Annotated in this window: 21 protein-coding genes; all 21 read right to left on the bottom strand. The window is 37.5% G+C overall.

Translation table 11 applies throughout. The features are described 5' to 3' along the window. Positions 1-2: 2 nt before the first annotated feature. The 21 genes from MOQ65_RS08855 to MOQ65_RS08755 all read right to left on the bottom strand — a co-directional run bounded on the left by MOQ65_RS08855 (position 3) and on the right by MOQ65_RS08755 (position 21,496). Positions 3-815: a Cof-type HAD-IIB family hydrolase gene (locus MOQ65_RS08855; protein WP_257847319.1), complete on the bottom strand. Its 813-nt coding sequence runs from the start codon at positions 813-815 to the stop codon at positions 3-5. A 288-nt stretch (positions 816-1,103) separates the two neighbouring features. Then, entirely contained in the window at positions 1,104-2,315 is a 1,212-nt protein-coding gene (locus MOQ65_RS08850; protein ID WP_156719774.1) for a putative porin, read from the bottom strand. 610 nt (positions 2,316-2,925) lie between these two features. Then, positions 2,926-4,188 (bottom strand): S-layer homology domain-containing protein, encoded by a 1,263-nt coding sequence (locus MOQ65_RS08845; protein WP_257847318.1) that lies wholly within the window; start codon positions 4,186-4,188, stop codon positions 2,926-2,928. Between the two features lie 612 nt (positions 4,189-4,800). Continuing rightward, entirely contained in the window at positions 4,801-5,373 is a 573-nt protein-coding gene (lepB, locus tag MOQ65_RS08840) for a signal peptidase I (RefSeq protein WP_213467080.1), read from the bottom strand. 9 nt (positions 5,374-5,382) lie between these two features. Next, the gene (locus MOQ65_RS08835) at positions 5,383-6,252 is read right to left on the bottom strand and encodes a YitT family protein (RefSeq protein ID WP_105090307.1); all 870 of its coding nucleotides are present in this window, start codon (positions 6,250-6,252) and stop codon (positions 5,383-5,385) included. After that, on the bottom strand, positions 6,242-6,769 hold the full coding sequence (locus tag MOQ65_RS08830) for a RuvC family protein (protein WP_227720972.1): 528 nt from the start codon (positions 6,767-6,769) through the stop codon (positions 6,242-6,244). The genes MOQ65_RS08835 and MOQ65_RS08830 overlap by 11 nt, the downstream gene beginning before the upstream one ends. 114 nt (positions 6,770-6,883) lie before the next feature. After that, on the bottom strand, positions 6,884-8,098 hold the full coding sequence (locus MOQ65_RS08825; RefSeq protein ID WP_257847317.1) for a DUF3084 domain-containing protein: 1,215 nt from the start codon (positions 8,096-8,098) through the stop codon (positions 6,884-6,886). 87 nt (positions 8,099-8,185) lie between these two features. After that, complete coding sequence (locus MOQ65_RS08820) at positions 8,186-9,277, bottom strand: LptF/LptG family permease (protein ID WP_005387304.1); 1,092 nt, start codon at positions 9,275-9,277, stop codon at positions 8,186-8,188. 9 nt (positions 9,278-9,286) lie between these two features. Then, complete coding sequence (gene lptB / locus MOQ65_RS08815; protein ID WP_005387303.1) at positions 9,287-10,006, bottom strand: LPS export ABC transporter ATP-binding protein; 720 nt, start codon at positions 10,004-10,006, stop codon at positions 9,287-9,289. Positions 10,007-10,015: 9 nt separating this feature from the next. Next, complete coding sequence (locus MOQ65_RS08810; RefSeq protein WP_257847316.1) at positions 10,016-10,735, bottom strand: LptA/OstA family protein; 720 nt, start codon at positions 10,733-10,735, stop codon at positions 10,016-10,018. A 14-nt stretch (positions 10,736-10,749) separates the two neighbouring features. Further along, positions 10,750-11,286 (bottom strand): LPS export ABC transporter periplasmic protein LptC, encoded by a 537-nt coding sequence (lptC, locus tag MOQ65_RS08805; protein WP_024065922.1) that lies wholly within the window; start codon positions 11,284-11,286, stop codon positions 10,750-10,752. After that, positions 11,273-12,205 (bottom strand): lysophospholipid acyltransferase family protein, encoded by a 933-nt coding sequence (locus MOQ65_RS08800; RefSeq protein WP_213467084.1) that lies wholly within the window; start codon positions 12,203-12,205, stop codon positions 11,273-11,275. Before MOQ65_RS08800 ends, lptC begins: the two co-directional genes overlap by 14 nt. Positions 12,206-12,219: 14 nt before the next feature. Next, positions 12,220-12,741, bottom strand: a complete 522-nt coding sequence (locus tag MOQ65_RS08795) for a KdsC family phosphatase (RefSeq protein ID WP_105086193.1) — start codon at positions 12,739-12,741, stop codon at positions 12,220-12,222. Continuing rightward, positions 12,741-13,712 carry a KpsF/GutQ family sugar-phosphate isomerase gene (locus MOQ65_RS08790; RefSeq protein ID WP_060924938.1) on the bottom strand — a complete coding sequence of 324 codons (972 nt, stop codon included), beginning with the start codon at positions 13,710-13,712 and terminating at the stop codon, positions 12,741-12,743. Before MOQ65_RS08790 ends, MOQ65_RS08795 begins: the two co-directional genes overlap by 1 nt. Before the next feature lie 11 nt (positions 13,713-13,723). Further along, positions 13,724-14,542 carry a 3-deoxy-8-phosphooctulonate synthase gene (kdsA, locus tag MOQ65_RS08785; RefSeq protein WP_257847315.1) on the bottom strand — a complete coding sequence of 273 codons (819 nt, stop codon included), beginning with the start codon at positions 14,540-14,542 and terminating at the stop codon, positions 13,724-13,726. Next, positions 14,543-15,274: a 3-deoxy-manno-octulosonate cytidylyltransferase gene (gene kdsB / locus MOQ65_RS08780; RefSeq protein ID WP_105094766.1), complete on the bottom strand. Its 732-nt coding sequence runs from the start codon at positions 15,272-15,274 to the stop codon at positions 14,543-14,545. It abuts the gene before it with no gap. Positions 15,275-15,318: 44 nt separating this feature from the next. Then, a complete protein-coding gene (lpxK, locus tag MOQ65_RS08775; RefSeq protein WP_257847314.1) occupies positions 15,319-16,431 on the bottom strand; it encodes a tetraacyldisaccharide 4'-kinase in 1,113 nt (370 codons plus the stop codon). A gap of 56 nt (positions 16,432-16,487) precedes the next feature. Further along, complete coding sequence (locus MOQ65_RS08770; RefSeq protein WP_156719784.1) at positions 16,488-17,792, bottom strand: 3-deoxy-D-manno-octulosonic acid transferase; 1,305 nt, start codon at positions 17,790-17,792, stop codon at positions 16,488-16,490. 2 nt (positions 17,793-17,794) lie between these two features. Then, complete coding sequence (locus MOQ65_RS08765) at positions 17,795-19,525, bottom strand: ABC transporter ATP-binding protein (RefSeq protein WP_060924942.1); 1,731 nt, start codon at positions 19,523-19,525, stop codon at positions 17,795-17,797. Beyond that, complete coding sequence (lpxB, locus tag MOQ65_RS08760; RefSeq protein WP_257847313.1) at positions 19,518-20,660, bottom strand: lipid-A-disaccharide synthase; 1,143 nt, start codon at positions 20,658-20,660, stop codon at positions 19,518-19,520. Before lpxB ends, MOQ65_RS08765 begins: the two co-directional genes overlap by 8 nt. After that, positions 20,660-21,496: an LpxI family protein gene (locus MOQ65_RS08755; RefSeq protein WP_257847312.1), complete on the bottom strand. Its 837-nt coding sequence runs from the start codon at positions 21,494-21,496 to the stop codon at positions 20,660-20,662. Before MOQ65_RS08755 ends, lpxB begins: the two co-directional genes overlap by 1 nt. Between the last annotated feature and the right edge of the window lie 213 nt (positions 21,497-21,709).

The raw sequence follows: 21,709 nt of genomic DNA, 5'->3' as shown, positions 1-21,709 counted from the left end.
CATTATAAAAGATTCTTTTCTATCCAGTGAGCTACACCATCTTCATTATGATGACCACATACTTCATTAGCCACAGATTTTACATGTTCTGTTGCATTTGAAACAGCTACCGAATATCCCGTTTCACTTAACATAGAAATATCGTTCTCTGCATTTCCAAAGGAAACTATATTTTCAAGACTAAGATTATTATCTAGAACTAATTGAGCTAATGCACGCCCTTTTGATACATTCGGTGCAGTGATTTCGAGGAAATCTCGTTGACTACGCACTAATGTAACTTGATTACCAACTAATGGGGTCAAGATATCAATAATTCTATCGATTCCTTCTTCTGTATCGATAGCAATGAGCTTATTGGGTTCTGAAGAAAGTGTATAAATTGTATCACCTAAAAACTCAGCTACAGCCCCTGTTTGCTGTTCATAATGATCGGATTGCCAATTTTTATGATGACACAGTAAATGATCATCTACGTACGATTGTATATGCCAACTATATTGTTGACCGAATTGAAAAACACGATGTACTACATCTATAGGAACAGTTTGTTCAAATAGCTTATATCCCGTTTCTAACTCCTGGATTAAACCACCAGAGAACAGTATCATAGGAACATTACCAAGTTGTAATGCTAATCCAATTGGTTTTGCCGTTTGATACATGCGTCCAGTTGCAATTGTTATACCAATTCCCTTCTGCTGCAAGCGATGCAATACATCAACTGTATACGCAGAAACTGTATTATCACTTCGAACTAACGTCTCATCACAATCGATGGCTACCATTTTTATATGAGAAAAAGAAGGATTCATTCTTACCTCCTTCACAAGAAAATCTAATACTCTTTATTATACCATTTATAATACTTATATAGATAGAAATATACAGTAATCCTCTATCAAAAATATTTTACACCTCCCAGTAATAAAGCTAATAAATGATCAAATTAAAGATAAGTATAATTTGTATATAAATCGATCTATAATTATCAAAATTGCATAATAAAAGGCATTCTATATCAATTTATTATAGAATTTTATATATTAACCATAAAAAAAGAGACTCCCGAAGGAGTCCCTTTTATATGGTTAACTATCAAATTAGAATTTGTAGTTAAGGTCTGCACGGTAGAAGTCGTTAAGATCAGCACCGTCTTGAGTTTTCCAGTCGAAACCGTAGTTAGCGGACAAGCCAACGTTGTTTTGCAATGCATAGTTAACGGAAGCCATCCAACCTTTAGCATTTGTAGTGTAAAGGTGGTTGTAAGTAGTATCAACGATAGGAGCGTTAGCTTTAGCGTTGAAGTATTGACCTTTAACATCCCAAGAACCTTTTTTAGCGATGTTGTAGTCGCCATAGCCAAGACCTGCAGTCCAAGCTTGAGATTCATCAACGTGGGAGTCTTTCAACCATTCGCCACCAACCCAAACTTTGTCGAAGTTAGCATCAGCGTTGAAGCCGTAGATGTTTTTGTAACCATTAGTGCTATCTTGGTTTACACGATCGTAGAAACCACCAACCATAGTGTGTTTACCTACTTTACCTTTTAAGCCAAGGTAAGTGTTAGTTACGTTTTGGTCTTTAGTTAAGCCAGCTGCTTCACCGGATACCATGTAACCGTAAGCTGCTTGAGCCATAATTTTGTCGTTGCCAGCGTTCAATTGAGCACCGTCGAAAGTACCATCAAATGCTAAGCCGCCACCGATAACTTGGCCGAAACGACCAGCTTTCAAGGATACGCGTTCGCCGAATTTATGGTTTACATAAGCGCGGTCGATTGTAGCGTTTGCATTACCACCGTTTTGGGAGTTACCCAATTCGAAGTTGCCAGAAGTCAAACGAACAACTGCGTCAGTACGATCGTTTACTTTTGCATTGAATTGTACACGTGCACGAGCGTCGAATTTGGATTTTTCATGTTCAGCATCACGGTAACGAAGACGAGCATCACCAGTAACTTTTACGTTACCTACGCGGTCTTCCAAGCGAGCTACACGAACGCCCAAGTTGTTCAATTCGTTGGAGAATTCATCAGCCAAACGGTTGATCATAGCTTGTTGTTCAGCGTTAGCGCGGTCTTGGTTAGCCATAGCTTTAGCTACCATTTGAGCCATTTCGTAACGAGTGATGTTGTTTTGGCCTTTGAAAGTGCCATCTGGGTAACCATTAACGATACCAGCGTTTGCCAATTGGGAAACTGCTTGGTATGCCCAAGAATCTGGAGTTACATCGGAGAATGGGTTAGCTGCGAATGCAGTAGTTACACCCAAAACTGCTGTTGCTGCGAAAATTGCTGCGAATTGTTTTTTCATAGTTGAATTCCTTCTTTCTGAAAAAAATAGAAATATTAAATGTTACAAGTCATAACATTCACATTCTACTCTGTTCTTAAGAATAAGAATTTTTGGGAGTGTCCACGTTTCCTCGCCACATTCTACATCGAAGTTCTTCGTTTCATGTGTTTGTTACTTCTTGTAGGGTGATATTAGCACAACCAAATTTTCGTGTAAACCCTTTTTTCTCAATTTCATTCTCATTATAAAAATTTTATAATTTAAAACGACCTCGAATTTAGATTTTATCTGGTTTTATAAGGTCTATTTTTTTTTAGTAAAAATATCAAATTTATCTTTTTTTATGTTAAATGAGATTTGTTATCATATATATTATTAAGTTTTGCTAATTAATGATATATTTATTAATTAGCAAAGGGCTATTTTATGCATAATTGGTTCATAAATACCTCATACAATATCTTGTGGAATAGATCAATATACATACTAATCAAATTAATTTTTAACGTTCACTATATATAGATTTATTTTACTATATATATACTATTATATACAAAAGTAAATATTATTTATCTATATATAACAAAAAAAGACTTCCGAAGAAGTCTTTTTTTTGTTTGTGAGGGAATTAGAATTTGTAATTTAATTCTGCACGGTAGAAATCGGAAAGATCGTTACCTTTTTGGTCTTTAGAGTTGAAACCATAACCAGCGGATAAGCCTACGTTATCTTGTACTGCGTAGTTTACGCTAGCCATGTAACCTTTGTAACCATTAGATGTATTTGTTAAGTCATATGCTTGGTCCCAAGTGGAGCTTACGATTGGAGCGTTAGCTTTTTGGTTGAAGTATTGACCTTTCACATCCCATGTACCTTTTTTAGCGATGTCGTAGTTACCATAACCAACACCAGCTGTCCAAGCTTGGGAATCATTTACGTTGGAAGCTTTTAACCATTCACCACCAACCCAAACTTTATCTTTACGGAAGTCTGCATTGAAGCCGTATACGTCTTGGCCATCAGAGCTTACTGTGGAACCGTTATGGTTCAAGTTACCGCTAGATAATTTAGAGTAGAAACCACCAACTGTGGATTCTTGACCAACTTTACCTTTAACACCTACATAAGCTACGGAAGGGTTATCGGATTTGGAGTTACCATCAGCAGCACCTGCCATCATGTAACCATAAGCACCTTGTACTTGAACTTTGTCATTACCTACGTTCAATTGAGCACCATCAAATGTATCATCGTACATTAAACCGCCACCAATTGTTTGTTGGAAACGACCGCCTTTAGCAGATACTCTATTACCAAATTTGTGATCTACATAAGCACGATCAATTGTTGCATCAGCACCTTTTGTAGAATCACCGAATTCGTAATTACCTTTTACACGAACAACAACTTCAGTTTTATCATTTACTTTACCGTTGAATTGAACACGTGCACGGCCATCTGTTAAGGATTTACTGTTATTTTTGTAAACGCCTTTATCTTCAGAACCTTGGTAACGGATACGAGCATCACCAGTTACTTTTACATTACCTACACGGTCTTCCAAACGAGATACGCGAACGCCCAAGCTGTTCAACTCATTGGAGAACTCGTCAGCCAAGCGATTAATCATTGCTTGTTGTTCTGCATTAGCACGATCTTGGTTAGCCATTGCTTTAGCTACCATTTGAGCCATTTCATAACGAGTGATATTGTTTTGGCCTTTGAAAGTGCCGTCTGGGTAACCATTAACGATACCAGATTGTGCTAATTGGGATACAGCTTGGTATGCCCAGCTATCTGGAGTTACATCGGAGAATGGGTTAGCAGCGAATGCTGTTGTTACACCTAATACTGCTGTTGCTGCAAAAATTGTTGCAAATTGTTTTTTCATAATGAATTCCTTCTTTCTTATAAATAAGAATTTATATTATCAGAAGACATTCACTGTATAAGTGGTATAACTATGAAAGATATATTAGGAGTGTCCACGTTTCCTCGACTATATTTTCTATCACAGTCTCACCTCTTTATTAGTGGTGCCTTTCTGTGATTAGAATATATCACCGTCCAAATTTTTTGTAAAGCATTTTGTACAACTAAATTTTATGAAATTTCTTTCATGAATAAAAATAAGCTTATAAACATAGATTTTATCTATATTTCTTGAAATTAAATTTTATACAATTTCATTTTATTTATCTAAAATTCATGTATTTTAGATGATAAACCTACAACTTTTAATTATTAAAAATAATAAATATTGTATTATTTAATATGTAATCCTAATATACAGACCTAAAATATTATTATATTCCTCTTTTCTATTATTAATATCTTTATTTTGTCTCTCTAATTTATATTAGTAATAACCTTATCAATGCCATGCATCATATATTAGCTCTTAAAATATGTCATTAATAATATTAAGCTTTAAATACCCCATTATTTAAATACAAAAAACCTCTCTATAGTAATTACTACTATAGAGAGGCTTTTAGAAGCATTAAATTGCATAGGATACAAAACCTAGGACGTGATCAACTGGAACAGGACCAATGAAACGACTATCACTAGAATGATTTCGGTTATCCCCCATCACAAATACATGTCCTTCAGGAACTGTAACAGGTGTAGAACGTGTATAATTCATTTTTGTATCTTTGGTATATGGTTCTTGTAATTGTTCACCATTACGCCATACATGACCATCTTTAAACTCTAATACATCACCAGGACGACCGATAACGCGCTTAACCCATACATCATTAGTTTGAGCAGCTTTATTAAAAACTGATGCATAGTTCATCAATGGTTCTTCTACATCATCTACCCAAGTACGTGCGCGATTAACACGACTATCAATGATTACAATTTGACCATAATTTGGCATTTCATTCATAATATGATGCCATTTCGTTACAATTAAATATTGGCCATTGTGTAATGTATCCTCCATTGATTCACCAGATACACGTGTTGGTTGAATCAAGAAAATATGAATTACCATGGCAATAATTAATGCCAATACAATGGCATAAATCCAATCTAATATTTCTTTTACTATTTTATTACTCATATTAACCCCTTAATGACCGTTCTTTGTAAATCTACCACCAAATACATCATGTACATCTTGAATCGTAATAAATGCCGATGGATCTACTTCATAAACAGTATTTTTTAACCTCATAATTTCAAGTCTTGTTACTACAGAATATAAAACATGCTTAGGTTGCTTTAAATAGCCCCCTTCACCATACATAATTGTAACACCACGATTAAGGTTCGCATTTAATGCATCTGCAAGATTCTTAGAGTTCTCTGCATCTGTAATAATCATTACCCCTTTAGATTCATCAAGGCCTGTAATTGTAATATCGATCATCTTATAAGCAATGAAATAAGCGATTAAGGAATACATAGCACTATTCCAACTATATACAAAACCTGCGGCACCAAGAATAATGAGATTCATGGCCATTACGATTTCACCAACGGAGAAAGTGGAACGTCTATCAAAGATGATTGCCACAATTTCAGAGCCATCTAAAGAACCACCATTACGTATTATGAGGCCTACCCCAATACCTAAAATGATACCACCAAAGATAGAACCTAAGAATGGATCTGTTGTGATAGGTGTAAAATCATGAGCAAAGGTAGAGAAAATTGCCATCCATACGATAGAAAATAGTGTAGAGAAAGTAAAGTTTTTGCCATTAGCTCTATAGCCAATATATAAGAAAGGCAAGTTAAAGAGTACGACGAAAATACTAAAAGAAATTCCGGAAAGCTCTGCAGCCATCAAGGAAATACCAACTACACCACCATCGATGATACTATTCGGTACTAAAAATAAATCTAAGCCTATAGTATAAATTAGAGCCCCTAAGATCATCATTAAGCAACGCATAATAAAATTTGACCACTTATGCGTTGAAGCTTCATTTTTCATGCACTTCTCCTTTACCGTACAACTGCTCCATAGCATGTAGTCTCTTTTCTTCCAACTCACTAGAGTCCATCATATCACTTTGTATATCATTAGCAGTTTGGTTTAACTGTTTTGTATAACGTAAACCAATAACAAAAGCAGTCAAATCATCTACAGGCTCTGGTGGAAATTGCATAGATGTAGGGATAATCTTACGCCACCCTGTAGGTGAATTATATTGCCAATATAATTTTCGAGCTTCCTCAGTACTATGCGATTCATCAATTAAACTAGTAGTAATTCTGTGATTTCGTCCAATTTGTTGGAGAGATGGATATAAATATTTATGATTTGTACCATTTCCACATACCATATGAACAATACCATAATATTCAGTTAATATACGTTCAATTTCACCATTGAACTGTTTTGTCATAATAATTTTACGACATACCATAGTACCAGAAGGTGTCACAATTGCTACACCTGTTTTTTCATTGCCTGGATCTACAGCCAAAATGTACGTAGTATCAGTCATATTACTATCCTCATTTCTAATACAGCATTTATATTTTAACACAAAACGAAGGTCTTATGTAAAAATTTACATAAGACCTTCGTTTAAAGTATATAAACCAAATTACTATTCAATTTAATAAGCTGGCATTTTAGCCTTATCATTAAAAACAGGCATTTGAGTAATACGTAACTTAAGATGTACAGGACCAGATGAATATGTATCACCATCAACATACGCTTCCACATGAACCTTGCCATGTATTGTAGCAATACGACGAATAGCCGTAAACAAATCATCCCCTGGTATCGTTCCGATATCACCAGATAAGGAGTCTGGAATAATACCTTTCTCTCTTGCCTTTTCATTTACTTGCTTTAAGAATTGAAGCATAGCAGATTGAGCGTTAGGTCCACCATCCATTACAGCAGAATGAATTACTTCCCCATTTTTATAAATAAATTGTTGTGGGTAAACTTGGATAACTGCTACCGCTGGTTCACCAGCAATAATATTTCCAGCAGCAACCACTTGAACCACCATTGGAGTCTTTGCACTATTAAGCTTTTGTGTAGCTACCTCAATATTCTGACGATCTACATATACAACAGCCTGACCTTGATCTTCTATACCAAGACGACGTAATACCAATTTATTTGTATCATCAATAATATTTTTGATGGCTGCATTGCTATCTTCTTCACTTAAACCAGGTCGAACAACAGCTTGCGCCAATAATTGATCAACTTGGAAAAGAATTGTACCTTCACGCAAATGAATAATGCCATTTTGCAACTGTTCCTGCGTTGTCTGTAAATCCTTAATATGAGCTTCCATCTTGGCTCTTGTAGCCTCTAAATCAGCTAATTTTTTAGATACTTCATCATATGAAGCTTGAAGTGTAGCTAACTCAGCTTCAGTCGCATCTTTAGCCGCTTGTGCACTAGCCAACTCAGCCTTAGTTGCATCAACCTCTTTACGAATTTGCTCTATTTCAGCCATTCGTTCTGCTAATTCTTGTTTATTTTGCTCAAGCAATGCTTGACCACGAATAAGCTCTTGTGTTTTAGCAGCCACCTCATCATTGAGTTGCTTCATATCCGCTCGCAACTGATCCATCCCAAAGAGTGCTGTTCTTACACTTTGAGAAGTAATGGTTAATACCCCTACTGTAGCAGCAGCAACTAATAAACCTGTTACGATAGTAACAATAATCGATGTATGCTTAGGCCTTAATCCAAAGAGGGACATGCGACGCTTACCAACTTTGGTGCCTAACTTATCCCCCATGTAGGCAATAAGTCCACCCATAAGGGCGATAATAACTAATATTTTAACACCTACTAACATCGAGTCCCTCCTTTCCTAAGATTACACAATTATTTTGTTCAAAAATACGATATTTCGTAAGTCAAATTTATTTCTTTATACGCTAAGTTACTTGGATACACGCCAATTTAAATATAAACCGGCAATGATACCTAATGTATCTGGAATTAATGCGGCAAATACAGTCGGCAATGCACCACCTTTACCTAATGCACCAGCAAATGTCATCACACCATAGTAGATAAAGATGATTAAAATACTGATACCAAAGCCAATAGATGAGCTAGAGCGTTGTTTTTGAAGGCCTAATGGAGCACCTACAAGAGCAAATACAAAGCTAGCTAATGGAATTGTAAAACGTTGGTACATTTCCATTTCTAGTTTATTGGCATTCGTATAAGCAGCCTTATACGCTTTGATTTGATGACGTAATTCTTTGATTGTTAGTTCTTCAGGTTTACGTTGATCTTGTTGAATATCCTTTGGTGCAGATTTAATTGGCAAGGATTGCTCCTTGAATTTCATTGTACGTTCTACACCATCACCGGCGGAAATATCATAAATGATGCCGTTTTGCATCACCCAATATTGACCATTCCAAACGGCAGTATCTGCATTTTCAACCTGTTGTAGCTTGCCACCTTCACCAAATTGTTGCACCGTAATCATGCTTAACTTTTTAGTTTCTGCATTGTAGCTTTTAGCATACATCAATGTACCTAAATCATTACCATTCATCGTTTTTAAAACGATATGATTTTGTGTTTGAGGTGATGCATTTTTCATAATCTGTTCCCGTACAATTGTTTGATACATATTATTTGTACGTGGTACAACAAATTCATTAAATGCGACAGCCCCAATTGAGATGATGAGAGCGATGATGTATACCGGCATCGCTAAACGTAAAAAGCTAAGACCACCGGCACGCATAACAACAATTTCACTGGTGCTACTCAAACGACTAAATGTCATAAGAGAAGCCAATAACACTGACATAGGGAATGTTAAGATAACAATGCTTGGTAAAGCCAATACAAAGGCTTTCATAACAAGCAATAATGGAGCCCCATATTCAGTAATATATTGAGCAATTCTAAATAATGTACCGGTACCAATAAAGATACTGGTAAAAGCAAATACCCCAAATAGGAACGGGCCTACAAAGGCTTTTAGTATATATTTATCTAATAATCTCATAGTCCCCTCCTATAATCTAAAGTTATCCCCTAAGTAATGCTCACGAGCGATTGGATTGTTCGCGATTTCTTCTGGGGTACCTTCTAGGAGGATTTTACCACTACTCAAAATATAAGCCTTGTCTACAATCCCCAATGTTTCACGTACATTGTGGTCTGTAATCAAGATGCCAATACCTCGATTTTTAACATGTAAAATAATTTGTTGAATGTCAGCAACCGCTATAGGATCGACACCAGCAAAAGGTTCATCGAGAAGAATAAAATTCGGTTCTAATGCAAGACAACGAGCAATTTCTACACGACGACGTTCACCGCCAGATAGTTGCATGCCCATACGATCCCGAACGTGACCAATATGAAATTCTTCAATGAGGGATTCCACAATCGCTTCAATTTCATCAGACTTCTTTGATGTTGTTTGTAACATTGCGCGAATATTATCCTCAACGGTCATAGAACGAAAGATTGATGCCTCTTGTGGAAGATACCCAATACCTTCAGCAGCACGTTTATACATTGGAATATTCGTAATATCCTTGCCATCAACGGTAATGATACCAGAACTAGGTCGTTCAATGCCTACAATCATATAGAATGATGTAGTTTTCCCTGCCCCATTAGGACCTAGGAGCCCAACGACTTGCCCCTTATCAACGCGTAAACTAACCCCGTCTACAACATTGCGACCGCTAAAGGTTTTGACTAAGTTTTTGGTTTCTATATACATATTTAATCCTTATTGATTTGGAACAATGATAAGTGTACTACGACCACCCAATGTTTCAGCAGAATCATCAGCTAAACGAATTTTAAGCTCTGGCGCATTGAGTACATTACCATTTTGAACAGCATGAGCAGATCCAGATAAAAGTACAACTCCATCATTTTGATTAGGTGTTTGCGTATAGGTAGCACGCTCTGCAGAGCCAGATACATTTCGTTCTGGATTAGAGAATGTCACATCCCCTTGTGCTACTGCACGAATTTCTTTTAGCCACCCTTCAACTTGATTACCTGTCAAAGTAGTGCCTTCTGCAATCAAACGAGCATTGCCAGATACAAGACCATACTCTGTATCTGTATTATATTCAACTTTATCGCCGAAAATTTGACGATCGCTACGTTGTAAATGAACTCCGCCATTAGCAGTGAATTTATTATTATTGTAACTGTGCACTGATTGTGCAGACATAGCCATATCAGAACCAATCATAGATACGCCGCCATCAAGATTTGCTTCCTGAGTTTTTGTATTATACCATCCATTGGCACCAGTCATCGTTTTATCAGCTTGAGTAATTACCACATTACCTTTTGCATCAGCCATTCCCGTATTGCCATCATAAGATAATGTATCTGCGCTAATAGTCAAAGGATCATTTGCGGCCCAAACTGTAACAGATGCTGTCATAAGCATAGCCAAAATAGCCATACCAATCTGTTTTTTCTTATTCATTATATTTCCTCGCATTACTTCTTCGTTAACTTTGCATTACCAATAGCTTTAATTTTCTTCAAGGACATATTGCCTTCAAGTTTATCACCAGTTAATGTTATATCTTTACCGTTATAGGTAAAGGCAGATTTAGATGTCAACGTTTTCGTCTTATTATCAAAGTGAAGTGCATCAGTTTTAAACTCAGCTCCATCAGTATTTGTGGCTGTAACACCTTGATCAATATCAAGGGAGTTACGATCACCGGTCAATACAGCGTGAGGTGCTGTGATTGTTGTAGTTACATCATCTTGATAAAAAAGACCTTTTAAATTAGTCAGCACAATAGCTTTTGTACGTGGATCATATTCAATCTTTTCAGCTGATAATGCCCATACTAGCTTGCCATCTTTTTCCTCTTGTAAATCGGCTCCTTGGAAGTTAACTAGTTGTCCATTCTGATTTTGAGTGGTACCAACATCACCAGAGTCTTTCATAATATATACGATAAGACCAATCAGAGCCAACACTATGGCGGCCACTATGGCAATTAATTTTTTATTGTTTTTCATGTGCCCTCTCCCGTGCAGCTACCTTCTTATCATAATCAATAATTTGATCCATCTTAGTCATCCAGCGATGTTGGAACCATAGCCACTCATCTGGATGCTCACGAATAAAGTCTTCTGTAACACGTACACATTCCTCAGTTAGACGATACATATCTGCATCTTCATCACCTGTATCTATATAATGTAAGGCTGGTAGAATGTGAACAATATGACCACCTTCTGGTTTTCGAGATGCAAAAATTGGAACTACTGGAGAGCCAAATTTTCTTGCAAACGTAGCAGGACCAATAACTGCCGAGGAATCTTGGCCTAAAAATGGAATCGGTAAACCATGTATATAGCCATCTTGGTCAGCTAAAAAACCAAGTAATTTTTTCTTTTTTAATGCTTTAGCAGCAGAAACGATTTCATTGCCACCACTAGCAAACACATCAAGGCCCACCATCTCACGATATTCATTCATAAGACGTGTAAATTGAGCATTAGGCTGTTTCTTAACAATAGTAGTGGATGGATAACCATGAGCCGCCATAGCAGCCCCCATCCATTCCCAGTTGCCAACATGTCCAGTAAGAACAATTATACCTTTATCTTCAGCGATAGCTTTTTCTAAATGTTCTACGCCTCGCATTTCAATATGTTTATTGATAAAAGACTTTGTCAGGTTTGGCATATATAAGACTTCCATAACACTACGGCCAAGATTTTTGAACAACTTTTCAATTAATTGTTCTGCCTCTTGATCATTCATGTTCATGCCAATCTTTATGTTTTTTATACCTCTAAGTTTTTGCTTCTTCGCTATGAGACCATATACTGGTCCTAAACTAGCGCCTATGAGCAAAATGAGCTTATATGGCAGTCGGCAAACGAGCCAGCTAATGCCTTTAACTAAATGGTATTGCCATTCGTTATTCATTCTGCCCACCTCCTTTATTGTCCATGAGCATGGGCCTCTCGTGCATAGTCTGCTACAACAGTTTCCCATAGACCTTGATTTTTCAAGATATATTCTACAGCCTCTCTAACGGCACCATGACCTCCATTGACAGTAGATATAAATTTAGCTAATTCTTTGACCTCTGGTACCGCATTGTTTGGCGCCATTGGTAAACCTACGATTTGGAGTGCCCCTAAATCATTTAGGTCATCCCCCATGTAAGCAATCTCTTCTAAATTGATTTGATGCTCTTTACAAAGGGTTCTTAATGCTTCTGTCTTATTGGCATGCCCCATAAGCAATGCATCAAAATGAAGCTCCTTAGCACGTCGCTCAACCATAGGAGATATCCGTGCTGTGATGATGGCAAGCTTAAGTCCTACTTTACGAGCTGCCGTTAATCCTAGGCCATCTTTTACAGAGAAAGACTTAAGCTCTTCCCCACTTGATGTGTAGATTAGAGTACCATCAGATAGCACGCCATCAACATCAAGAACAATCCATTGAATATTCATTATACAATGCCTCTACGCAATAAATCTGTAATATGAACAATGCCTAGACATTTATTATCTGTATCTACAACTGGTAACACCGTAATAGGGCGTGGTTGATTTTTCTCCATTAAATGAAGAGCTTCAGCCGCTAATTTGTCCTTTGTAATCGTACGAGGCATAGAGGTCATCATATCCTCTACAGGCCATTCTAAGAAATTACTGCCAGAATCTAATCCGCGGCGCACATCACCATCGGTAACAAGGCCTAATAAGTGACCTTCTTCATCAATAACATTAGTAGCACCTAAACCTTTTTCGGTCATTACAAAGAGTGCATCTCGCACTGTTGCACCTTTAAATACCGTAGGATTATCTTCACCACCATGCATAATATTTTCTACAGTCAACAATAATTTGCGACCAAGAGAACCACCTGGATGGAATACAGCAAAGTTTTCAGGTGTAAAGTGATGTCGTTCTAATAAGCATACTGCTAAGGCATCACCTAATGCTAAAGCAACAGTAGTACTTGTAGTTGGCGCTAACCCCAATGGGCAAGCTTCACGTTCTACTTCAGCTAGCAATACAATATCAGAATTCTTAGCTAATGTAGATTCTGGTTTACCTACAACACAAATTAATTTTGCACCTATGCGACGTAAGGATGGTAAGATACTGATGATTTCGCCTGTTTCACCACTATTGGAAAAAGCTAATACTACATCATCTTCTGTAATCATACCTAGATCGCCATGCACACCTTCACCAGGATGCATGAAAAGTGCCGGTGTACCAGTACTAGCCAAAGTAGCCGCAATTTTGCGACCAATATGCCCAGATTTTCCCATACCAGTACAAACTACACGGCCCTTACAAGCCAAAATCATATTTACAGCATTTACAAAATTGTGATCCAAACGAGAACTTAATTCCTCAATAGCACGTGCTTCCTCATGAAGTACCTGTGCTGCTTGTTCTAAAATAGTCACAAATACCGCCCCTAACCTTTTACGATTTTATCAATAGCTACTAAATCTCGTAGCAAAGCTTCAAAATTATCTAAGTATAACATGTTTGGACCATCGGATAAGGCTTCCTCTGGATTATCATGTACTTCAAAGAATAGACCATCTACACCACTTGCAACAGCGGCACGAGCCAAGTTTGGTACGAACTCACGATTACCGCTAGATTTTGTACCTGCACCACCTGGTAATTGAACACTATGTGTAGCATCAAATACTACAGGATAGTCAAAGGAACGCATAATTGGGAAAGCTCTCATATCTACAACGAGATTGTTATAGCCAAAGCTAAATCCACGTTCTGTAAGCATAAGATTTTCATTACCTGTTTCTTTCATTTTATTAAGAACATTTTCCATATCTTTAGGCGCCATAAATTGACCTTTTTTCACATTTACGCATTTGCCAGTTTTAGCTGCACCATATACAAGGTCTGTTTGACGACATAAAAAAGCTGGAATTTGTAAAACATCCAATACTTCTGCAGCCGGTTCGATTTGTTCAATGGAGTGAATATCACTTACAACTGGTACATTGAGTTCTTTTTTAATAGAAGCAAGGATTTTTAGACCTTCCTCAAGACCTGGTCCACGGAAAGAACCGTAGCTAGAACGGTTAGCCTTATCGAAAGAAGCTTTAAAGATATATGGAACTCCTAAGCGTTCACAAATTTCTTTTGCTCGTTTGCCAATAGCCAATGTACGGTCATAATCTTCAATAACACAAGGTCCAGCAAGGACAAAAAGACCTTTACCGCCACCGACTGTAATATCTTTAATTTGAACTGTTTTCATTTATTTCTCCTCTTGCTCGTAAATTGCATTTACACGAGCTAAGTCTTCCGGTGTATCAACACCGATAAATCGTTTATCTGTAAGAATAACACGAATAGTATAGCCATTTTCAAGAGCGCGCAATTGCTCTAACGATTCGGTTTGCTCCGCTGGTGTTGGTTCCATCTTTGCATAGTTTAATAAGAAATCTCTACGATATGCATAGATGCCAATATGTTTTAACGGCGCACGTACAAAATCATGACGTGGATACGGAATTAATGATCTAGAAAAATACATCGCATCATTGCGATTATTTAAAATAACCTTTACAGCTGATGGTTCATCGTATTCATCCTCCAATAAAGGAGTGGCTACAGTTGCCATTTGTAAGTTTGGATCTTCTTCAAAAAGTTGGGCCAATTCATCAATAAGTTTTGGCTCAATCATAGGTTCATCACCTTGAACATTAATAATGACATCTAAGTCTGTATAATGATTAGCAACCTCGGCTAATCGATCAGTTCCTGTAGGGTGATTAGGGTCTGTCATCATAACAGAACCTCCAAAGTTTTGAACTGCAGAATATACACGTTCATCATCTGTAGCAACAATAGTACACTCAGTTTTTGTCGCTTGTGACACTCTTGCATAAACACGTTCAATCATTGGTTTACCAGCTATATCCGCTAATGGTTTTCCTGGTAATCTTGTAGAACCATAACGAGCAGGAATAACGCATCCAAACTTCACAATAATCCCCCATTTCTGTTATTCGTGTATCTAATTATTATACACTAAATCTCTAAATTTTCTATGAATTCTTGTTTTTCAGAGATGAACTCAATTCCAATAGATAGCACTAGAATCGGCATTTTTAAGTCTTCAATTGCATGCAATTGACTCAACTTCACCGCATCCTTCTCCGTGATACAAATAGCATCTGCTTGATGAGCAAATGCCTCTTTCCAAATATCTACAACATCATCATTTTCGAAATTATGATGATCACCAAATGGCATTGTATGGACCACATTATATCCGATATCAGTCAATGTTTGTGTAAAGGATTGAGGGTTCCCAATACCACTAACCGCCATGATTCGATGCTTTTGATATGTATCGACGGGAGAACCATTTTCTCCGTTGGCCCACTCATCTAATGTATACATACATTGAGGCTTGTGGATTGTTTCATATACAGGTGTATTGGGAAGCATATGAGCTAAACGCTTACGGATACCTGAAACAACACCTGGTGCCACTTGATCCACCTTTGTAAGAACAATAATACTAGCTCTTTGTAAGCCACTAAGCGGTTCTCGTAATAAACCACGAGGTAATACATGGTCATAACCAAATGGATTAGAAGCATCAATAAGAACAATATCAATATCTCGAGCTAATGCGCGATGTTGAAATCCGTCATCCATAACTAAACAATCTGCACCGAGCTCATTTATAGCAATTTCTGCAGATTTAGCCCGTTCACGGCCAATGATCACATTAGACTTTTGCAATACTTTGGCTAACAACCAAGCTTCATCACCACTAATAAATGGCTCTACCAACATGGCACCATCTTTAGAAATAATTATATTTTTCTTATTATCCTCAGCTCGATAGCCACGACTAAGCACAGTAGGATGGAGTCCTTTTTGGGCGAGCACATCACATATAAATCTCACCATTGGGGTTTTACCTGTACCACCGGCAGTAATATTACCGACACTGATAACCGGAACGGTAACTTTAGTAACCCCTTTTCCCGCATCAAACCGAGCGTTTCGTATTGATACAGCCTTTTCGTAACCTTTACTTAGAAAGCCCAAGCTGGAACGAGCTATATCACCTAATATGGATTGATTCTCACCACTAACGATGGATTTAAATAATGCTTCCCCACTCATAGGTGACTCCTCCTATTATGTAACATCATAGATGAATCTAATAAATTATATCTAGCTTATGGAATAATATGGTGTTTTTCAAATAACTGACGTAACTCTTGTGTATTACGTTGTGTAGCACCGCGATTTTCACGAATAATATCAAGACAGTTTTGACCCATTTCCGTTGATAAATCCTTATCCTTACATAATCGCAATACCATATCAGTTAATTCTTTACCATTCTTCACCTGCTCACAAGCATGACGAGAATGTAATAAAGCGAAAATCTCTTTGAAATTGAACATATATGGCCCTACAAGAATTGGTTTACCATGTGCTGCCGGTTCGAGAATATTATGGCCCCCAGTTTTCACAAGAGAACCACCAACAAAAATAATATCCCCTAAGCTATATAAACGACCAAGTTCGCCAATAGTATCCAAAACAACTACAGGTATTCCTTCATGAACTGGCTCTGTCATATCACTACGACAAATAGCATTTAATTCATAACGCTTCGCTAGATTTTGAACATCATGACCGCGATATATCTCACGAGGCGCAATTAGTAAACGAGCTTGAGGGTATTCTTGTAATACTTGTTTAAAGGTCTCAAATATTGTTTCTTCCTCACCCTTATGTGTACTACCAGCAATAATTATAGGATGATTATTACCAAAGCCAAACTCTTCAAGAAGAGATTGTTTTTCTTCGTTTGATACAGTAGCGTACGTTTGGTCGTACTTCATATTCCCTGTTACGGTAATATCTGGTGTATGAGCTCCTAACACTTCAATATGTGCTGCATCAAACTTAGATTGCATACAAAAACGTTCAATAGAACGCAACATTTCTTTTGTGAATGCACTAATATATTTATAGCGTTTCATACTACGATCAGAAATTCGCCCATTAACCATCATAACAGGAATATCTTCTGATTGCGCAATACGCAAGAAATTTGGCCAAATTTCTGTTTCTACAAGCAAGATAGCAATAGGTTTAATAATATGCAAAATCTTACGTGTCAAATAAGGCAAATCAAGAGGGAAGAAAATAATACCTTCTGCCTCAGGAATAATGCGATGTGCCATTGCATGACCTGTAGCAGTTACAACAGATACGACCACAACGGCTTCAGGAAATTCCTTTTTTACCTCTTTTACTAACGGACTAGTAGCTACAATTTCCCCTACAGAAGCAGCATGAATCCAAATAGCACGACGTCCTTCAATTTTCTTTAGCAATGAGGCTGGCATATAGCCTGCACTCTGTTTGATACGCTCATAAAATCCATCTTCAAAGGCGAGACGGTATAAAATAACCGGAATCAAGCCAATCCAATAAAATATGAGCAATACATTATATATCCAGTACATGGTTATCCTTTGTTGGAGAATTGAACGGAATAGAGATGATTGTACAATCCGCCATTAACAGCTAACAGCTCTTGGTGAGTCCCCTGCTCTACCAAGTGGCCTTGATTAAGTACAACAATTTGATGAGCATTTTGAACTGTGCTCAATCGGTGGGCAATAACAAATGCAGTCCGCCCTTTCATGAGGCGATCTAGTGCCTCTTGTACAAGTTTTTCACTCTCTGTATCTAATGCAGATGTAGCTTCATCCAAGATTAGAATACGAGGATCTTTTAAAATAGCACGTGCAATGGCTACCCGTTGACGTTGACCGCCAGATAAGGAGCTGCCTCGCTCACCTACAACTGTATCGAGACCATCAGGCATCTTTTCTACGAACTCAAGAACATTAGCAGCCTTAGCAGCTTCATATACCTCTTCATCAGTAGCATCTAATCGACCATACAAGATATTCTCTTTAATTGTGGCATTAAATAATACTGTTTCTTGTGGTACAAGTCCGATTTGCTCACGTAATGATTTAAATGTAACATCTTTTACATTATAACCATCAATGGTAAGAGCGCCACCCGTTACATCGTAGAAGCGAGGTAACAAGTTAGCAAGAGTCGTTTTACCTGCTCCAGATGGACCAACAAGGGCTACACTTTCACCAGCCTTAACAGACAACGTGAAGTTTTCAAGCGCCGTTTTTTCACCATCATATGAGAAGGAAACATCTTTGAACTCTACATCGCCTTTAATAGATGGCAACGTAATAGCATCAGCTTTTTCTACAACATCAGTTTTAGTATCTAAGATTTCAAATACACGATCAGCTGCTGCTAAGGCTTTTTGAATGTTACCATACACTTGGCTCAAGCGTTTTACCGGGTTGGACAAGTTAATGGCATAAATCAAGAAAGCAATCAAAGAGCCTGCTGTAATAGTTCCTGTTACTACAGAATAGCCACCATACCAAAGAATGACTGCCACTGCAATAGCCGCAGAAAACTCAACCATTGGACTTAGTAAACTAGTCAACTTAGTAGCTTTAATAACAGCTTTAAAGTTGCGATCATTTTCATCTTCGAAACGCTTGCGCTCAAAATCTTCACGAGCGAAGGATTTCACAACACGAATTGCACTAATAACCTCTTGTAAAAGGGCTGTAATGTCAGCCACACGACCTTGTACATCATGACCTGCGACGCGAAGCTTTTTACCAAATACATTGATAATTACAAGCACTACAGGAACCGTAATAAAGGTAACGAGTGTCAATTTCCAGTCAATGAGAAGCATAGACACGAGAGAACCTATCAGTGTTACAGATTCTGTAATAAAGGAAATTAAGTTATCCACTACAGCAGACTGAAGCGCAGCAACGTCATTTGTAAGATTACTCATGATAACGCCTGTTTTACGGCGATCAAAATAAGATAAACTTAATTTTTGTAAATGATTAAAAATGGCCTCTCTTACATCGATGATGACACGCTGTCCAATGTAGGACATATTATAGGTTTGACCATAGGTAGCAAAACCGCGAATTAAGAATATAAGAATGATAGCCCCTACAATTAGGTTCAACATAAACATATTCTTTTCATCTAATACTTGGTCTACTACATTTTTAATTAGCCAAGGAACTACCAAGTAGGCTGCAGCCGCAACAATCATGCAAAATACTGCAAAGATCATGCGTTTATAATAAGGCTTTACAAAATATAAGAGCCTAGAGTAACTATTCATTACATTTCTCCTTACCGAGATTATATACTAATTCCGCTACACGCTTTACGGCGCCTGGTTCACCTAATTTATGATGTACTTCACGCAATTCACTGCGCATAGCTTTATTTTTCTCAACATCAGTTAGAAGAGGTTCCACTAAAGATACAATAGCCTGTGGTGTAACAGAATCTTGTAATAATTCAGGAATTACCTCTTTACCGGCCACAATATTAGGCAATCCTACATGTGATACATTTACTACCATTTTCCCAATACCATAAGTAATTGGGGATACACGGTACAGTAACACTGTCGGTAATTCCATCATTGCTGTTTCCAACGTAGCAGTTCCTGATGCGGCAAGGCACACATCACAAATCTGCATCAAGTCATACGTATGGTCTTCTGTAATCGTAACAGGCACCTTATGAGCATCGATAAAGGTTTCCAGCTCACTGCGATTGATGGTATGTGCTCGAGGTAAGAAGAATTGAATATCTTCATGGTTTGCCATCAATTGCTCACCACTTTTTAACATCGTATCAAGCAATGATAAAACCTCTTGTTTACGACTGCCAGGCATGAGTAAAACCTTTTTAGCTTCTTTACGGGCTCCAAAATATTCCTCAGCCTCATCTTTAGTCATTGTAGGATGTACAATATCTAATAAAGGATGTCCTACAAATTCTACATCGCATTTATATTTGCGATACGCTTCTGCTTCAAAAGGAAATATAGATGCCACCTTAGTGACATACTTGCGAATCGTATTGCCACGACTACTATGCCATGCCCAAATTGTAGGGGCAATGTAATATAGAACAGGAATCCCTAATTCATGAGCTACGGCTGCCAGTTTCATATTAAACCCAGGATAGTCTACACATACGAGAATATCCGGTTTTTCCTTCATCATGACACGTTTTAAATAGGTGCGAAGTTTAAAGAATTTTGGTAAGGATTTGACAATCTCTACAATCCCTATAACACCTAAATTTTTAATATCATATACGATGCGAACACCAGCGCGTTCCATCAAGGTGCCACCCATACCAAACATATCAACCGAAGGATCTATTTCTTTTAGTGCATTTGCAACGCTGGCCGCATGAGTATCACCGGATGCTTCTCCGGCAGAAAACATGACTTTCATTATGCATCCTTTCTGGAATTCACAAATTCTTGGTCTACAGCACAGATGACAATACCATGGCGATTAGCCATATCAAGTACGTCTTCTTGCTGAACAAAAATAGTCTTTTCTGCTTCAACAGCTAACACTTTACAGCCACTGTCAATCATAGACATTAATGTTTTAATCCCCACAGCAGGTACATCAAAACGCACGTCTTGATTTGGCTTTTCTGTTTTAACTACAACAGCCTCACCACGACCTAACTCACCGCCACGCAAAATGCACTTATCAGTACCTTCAATAGCCTCGATAGCCATTGCCGCTTTGTGTTTAACAACAACAGTTTGTCCAATATCAAGACCACCCATTTGTTTTGCTAATTCAAAGCCAAAGCAAATATCCGCCCATTGCTCATCAGTTGGTTGTGCTTTTGAAAGCACCCCCACCTTTGGCATAAATGGTTTTAGATATACGGTTTGATCTAAAACTTTAAATCCTTCTCTTTCAATTTCATCAACGATGGCAAGCATAATCGTGTCATCCTTGCGATTTTTCAAACGTTTAAGCACGCCTAATGTTTTCAAGTCTGGGAAAGCAAGGCCCTTAAAAAGAATTTCTTTAGTAACTTTGCCTAACATGGTTAGCTCCACAACACCTTCATTTTTCAAGGTTTTGAAGATTTTACCTAGTTTAGCAACACTAATATCATAGAAAGCATCGGCCTCAGCCTTCAAAGCCGGGTCTACATCTGGAACCACGCCGATAACAACTACCTCGTGACCTAATACATGAGCGGCTCGCATGAATTCTACAGGTAAAACTCCAATGCCTGCAATCAATCCTACCTTTGCCAAGACTATACCTCCTAGATGACCTACGGCCTATATATCAATTAGTAATTACAAATTTACAATAAATAATGCCTCAAAAAAGACATAATCATATACAATATATTGTACTATAAATGGATACTTTTTACCATTAAAACACTATGTTTTATGCCTATTTCTTCAACATTTTAACAGAATTATTTTAATCCCAATTTTACAACTTAAGAACGTAAAATA

The organism is Veillonella faecalis (genome assembly GCF_024677885.1).
Classification (GTDB): Bacteria; Bacillota; Negativicutes; order Veillonellales; family Veillonellaceae; genus Veillonella; species Veillonella nakazawae.
This window is presented reverse-complemented; position numbering and strand designations above follow the sequence as displayed.

Coding starts and splice junctions, on each gene's coding strand:
- MOQ65_RS08855 (WP_257847319.1), bottom strand. CDS start 815: ATGAATCCTTCTTTTTCTCATATAAAAATGGTAGCCATCGATTGTGAT.
- MOQ65_RS08850 (WP_156719774.1), bottom strand. CDS start 2,315: ATGAAAAAACAATTCGCAGCAATTTTCGCAGCAACAGCAGTTTTGGGT.
- MOQ65_RS08845 (WP_257847318.1), bottom strand. CDS start 4,188: ATGAAAAAACAATTTGCAACAATTTTTGCAGCAACAGCAGTATTAGGT.
- lepB (WP_213467080.1), bottom strand. CDS start 5,373: ATGAGTAATAAAATAGTAAAAGAAATATTAGATTGGATTTATGCCATT.
- MOQ65_RS08835 (WP_105090307.1), bottom strand. CDS start 6,252: ATGAAAAATGAAGCTTCAACGCATAAGTGGTCAAATTTTATTATGCGT.
- MOQ65_RS08830 (WP_227720972.1), bottom strand. CDS start 6,769: ATGACTGATACTACGTACATTTTGGCTGTAGATCCAGGCAATGAAAAA.
- MOQ65_RS08825 (WP_257847317.1), bottom strand. CDS start 8,098: ATGTTAGTAGGTGTTAAAATATTAGTTATTATCGCCCTTATGGGTGGA.
- MOQ65_RS08820 (WP_005387304.1), bottom strand. CDS start 9,277: ATGAGATTATTAGATAAATATATACTAAAAGCCTTTGTAGGCCCGTTC.
- lptB (WP_005387303.1), bottom strand. CDS start 10,006: ATGTATATAGAAACCAAAAACTTAGTCAAAACCTTTAGCGGTCGCAAT.
- MOQ65_RS08810 (WP_257847316.1), bottom strand. CDS start 10,735: ATGAATAAGAAAAAACAGATTGGTATGGCTATTTTGGCTATGCTTATG.
- lptC (WP_024065922.1), bottom strand. CDS start 11,286: ATGAAAAACAATAAAAAATTAATTGCCATAGTGGCCGCCATAGTGTTG.
- MOQ65_RS08800 (WP_213467084.1), bottom strand. CDS start 12,205: ATGAATAACGAATGGCAATACCATTTAGTTAAAGGCATTAGCTGGCTC.
- MOQ65_RS08795 (WP_105086193.1), bottom strand. CDS start 12,741: ATGAATATTCAATGGATTGTTCTTGATGTTGATGGCGTGCTATCTGAT.
- kdsA (WP_257847315.1), bottom strand. CDS start 14,542: ATGAAAACAGTTCAAATTAAAGATATTACAGTCGGTGGCGGTAAAGGT.
- lpxK (WP_257847314.1), bottom strand. CDS start 16,431: ATGAGTGGGGAAGCATTATTTAAATCCATCGTTAGTGGTGAGAATCAA.
- MOQ65_RS08770 (WP_156719784.1), bottom strand. CDS start 17,792: ATGTACTGGATATATAATGTATTGCTCATATTTTATTGGATTGGCTTG.
- MOQ65_RS08765 (WP_060924942.1), bottom strand. CDS start 19,525: ATGAATAGTTACTCTAGGCTCTTATATTTTGTAAAGCCTTATTATAAA.
- lpxB (WP_257847313.1), bottom strand. CDS start 20,660: ATGAAAGTCATGTTTTCTGCCGGAGAAGCATCCGGTGATACTCATGCG.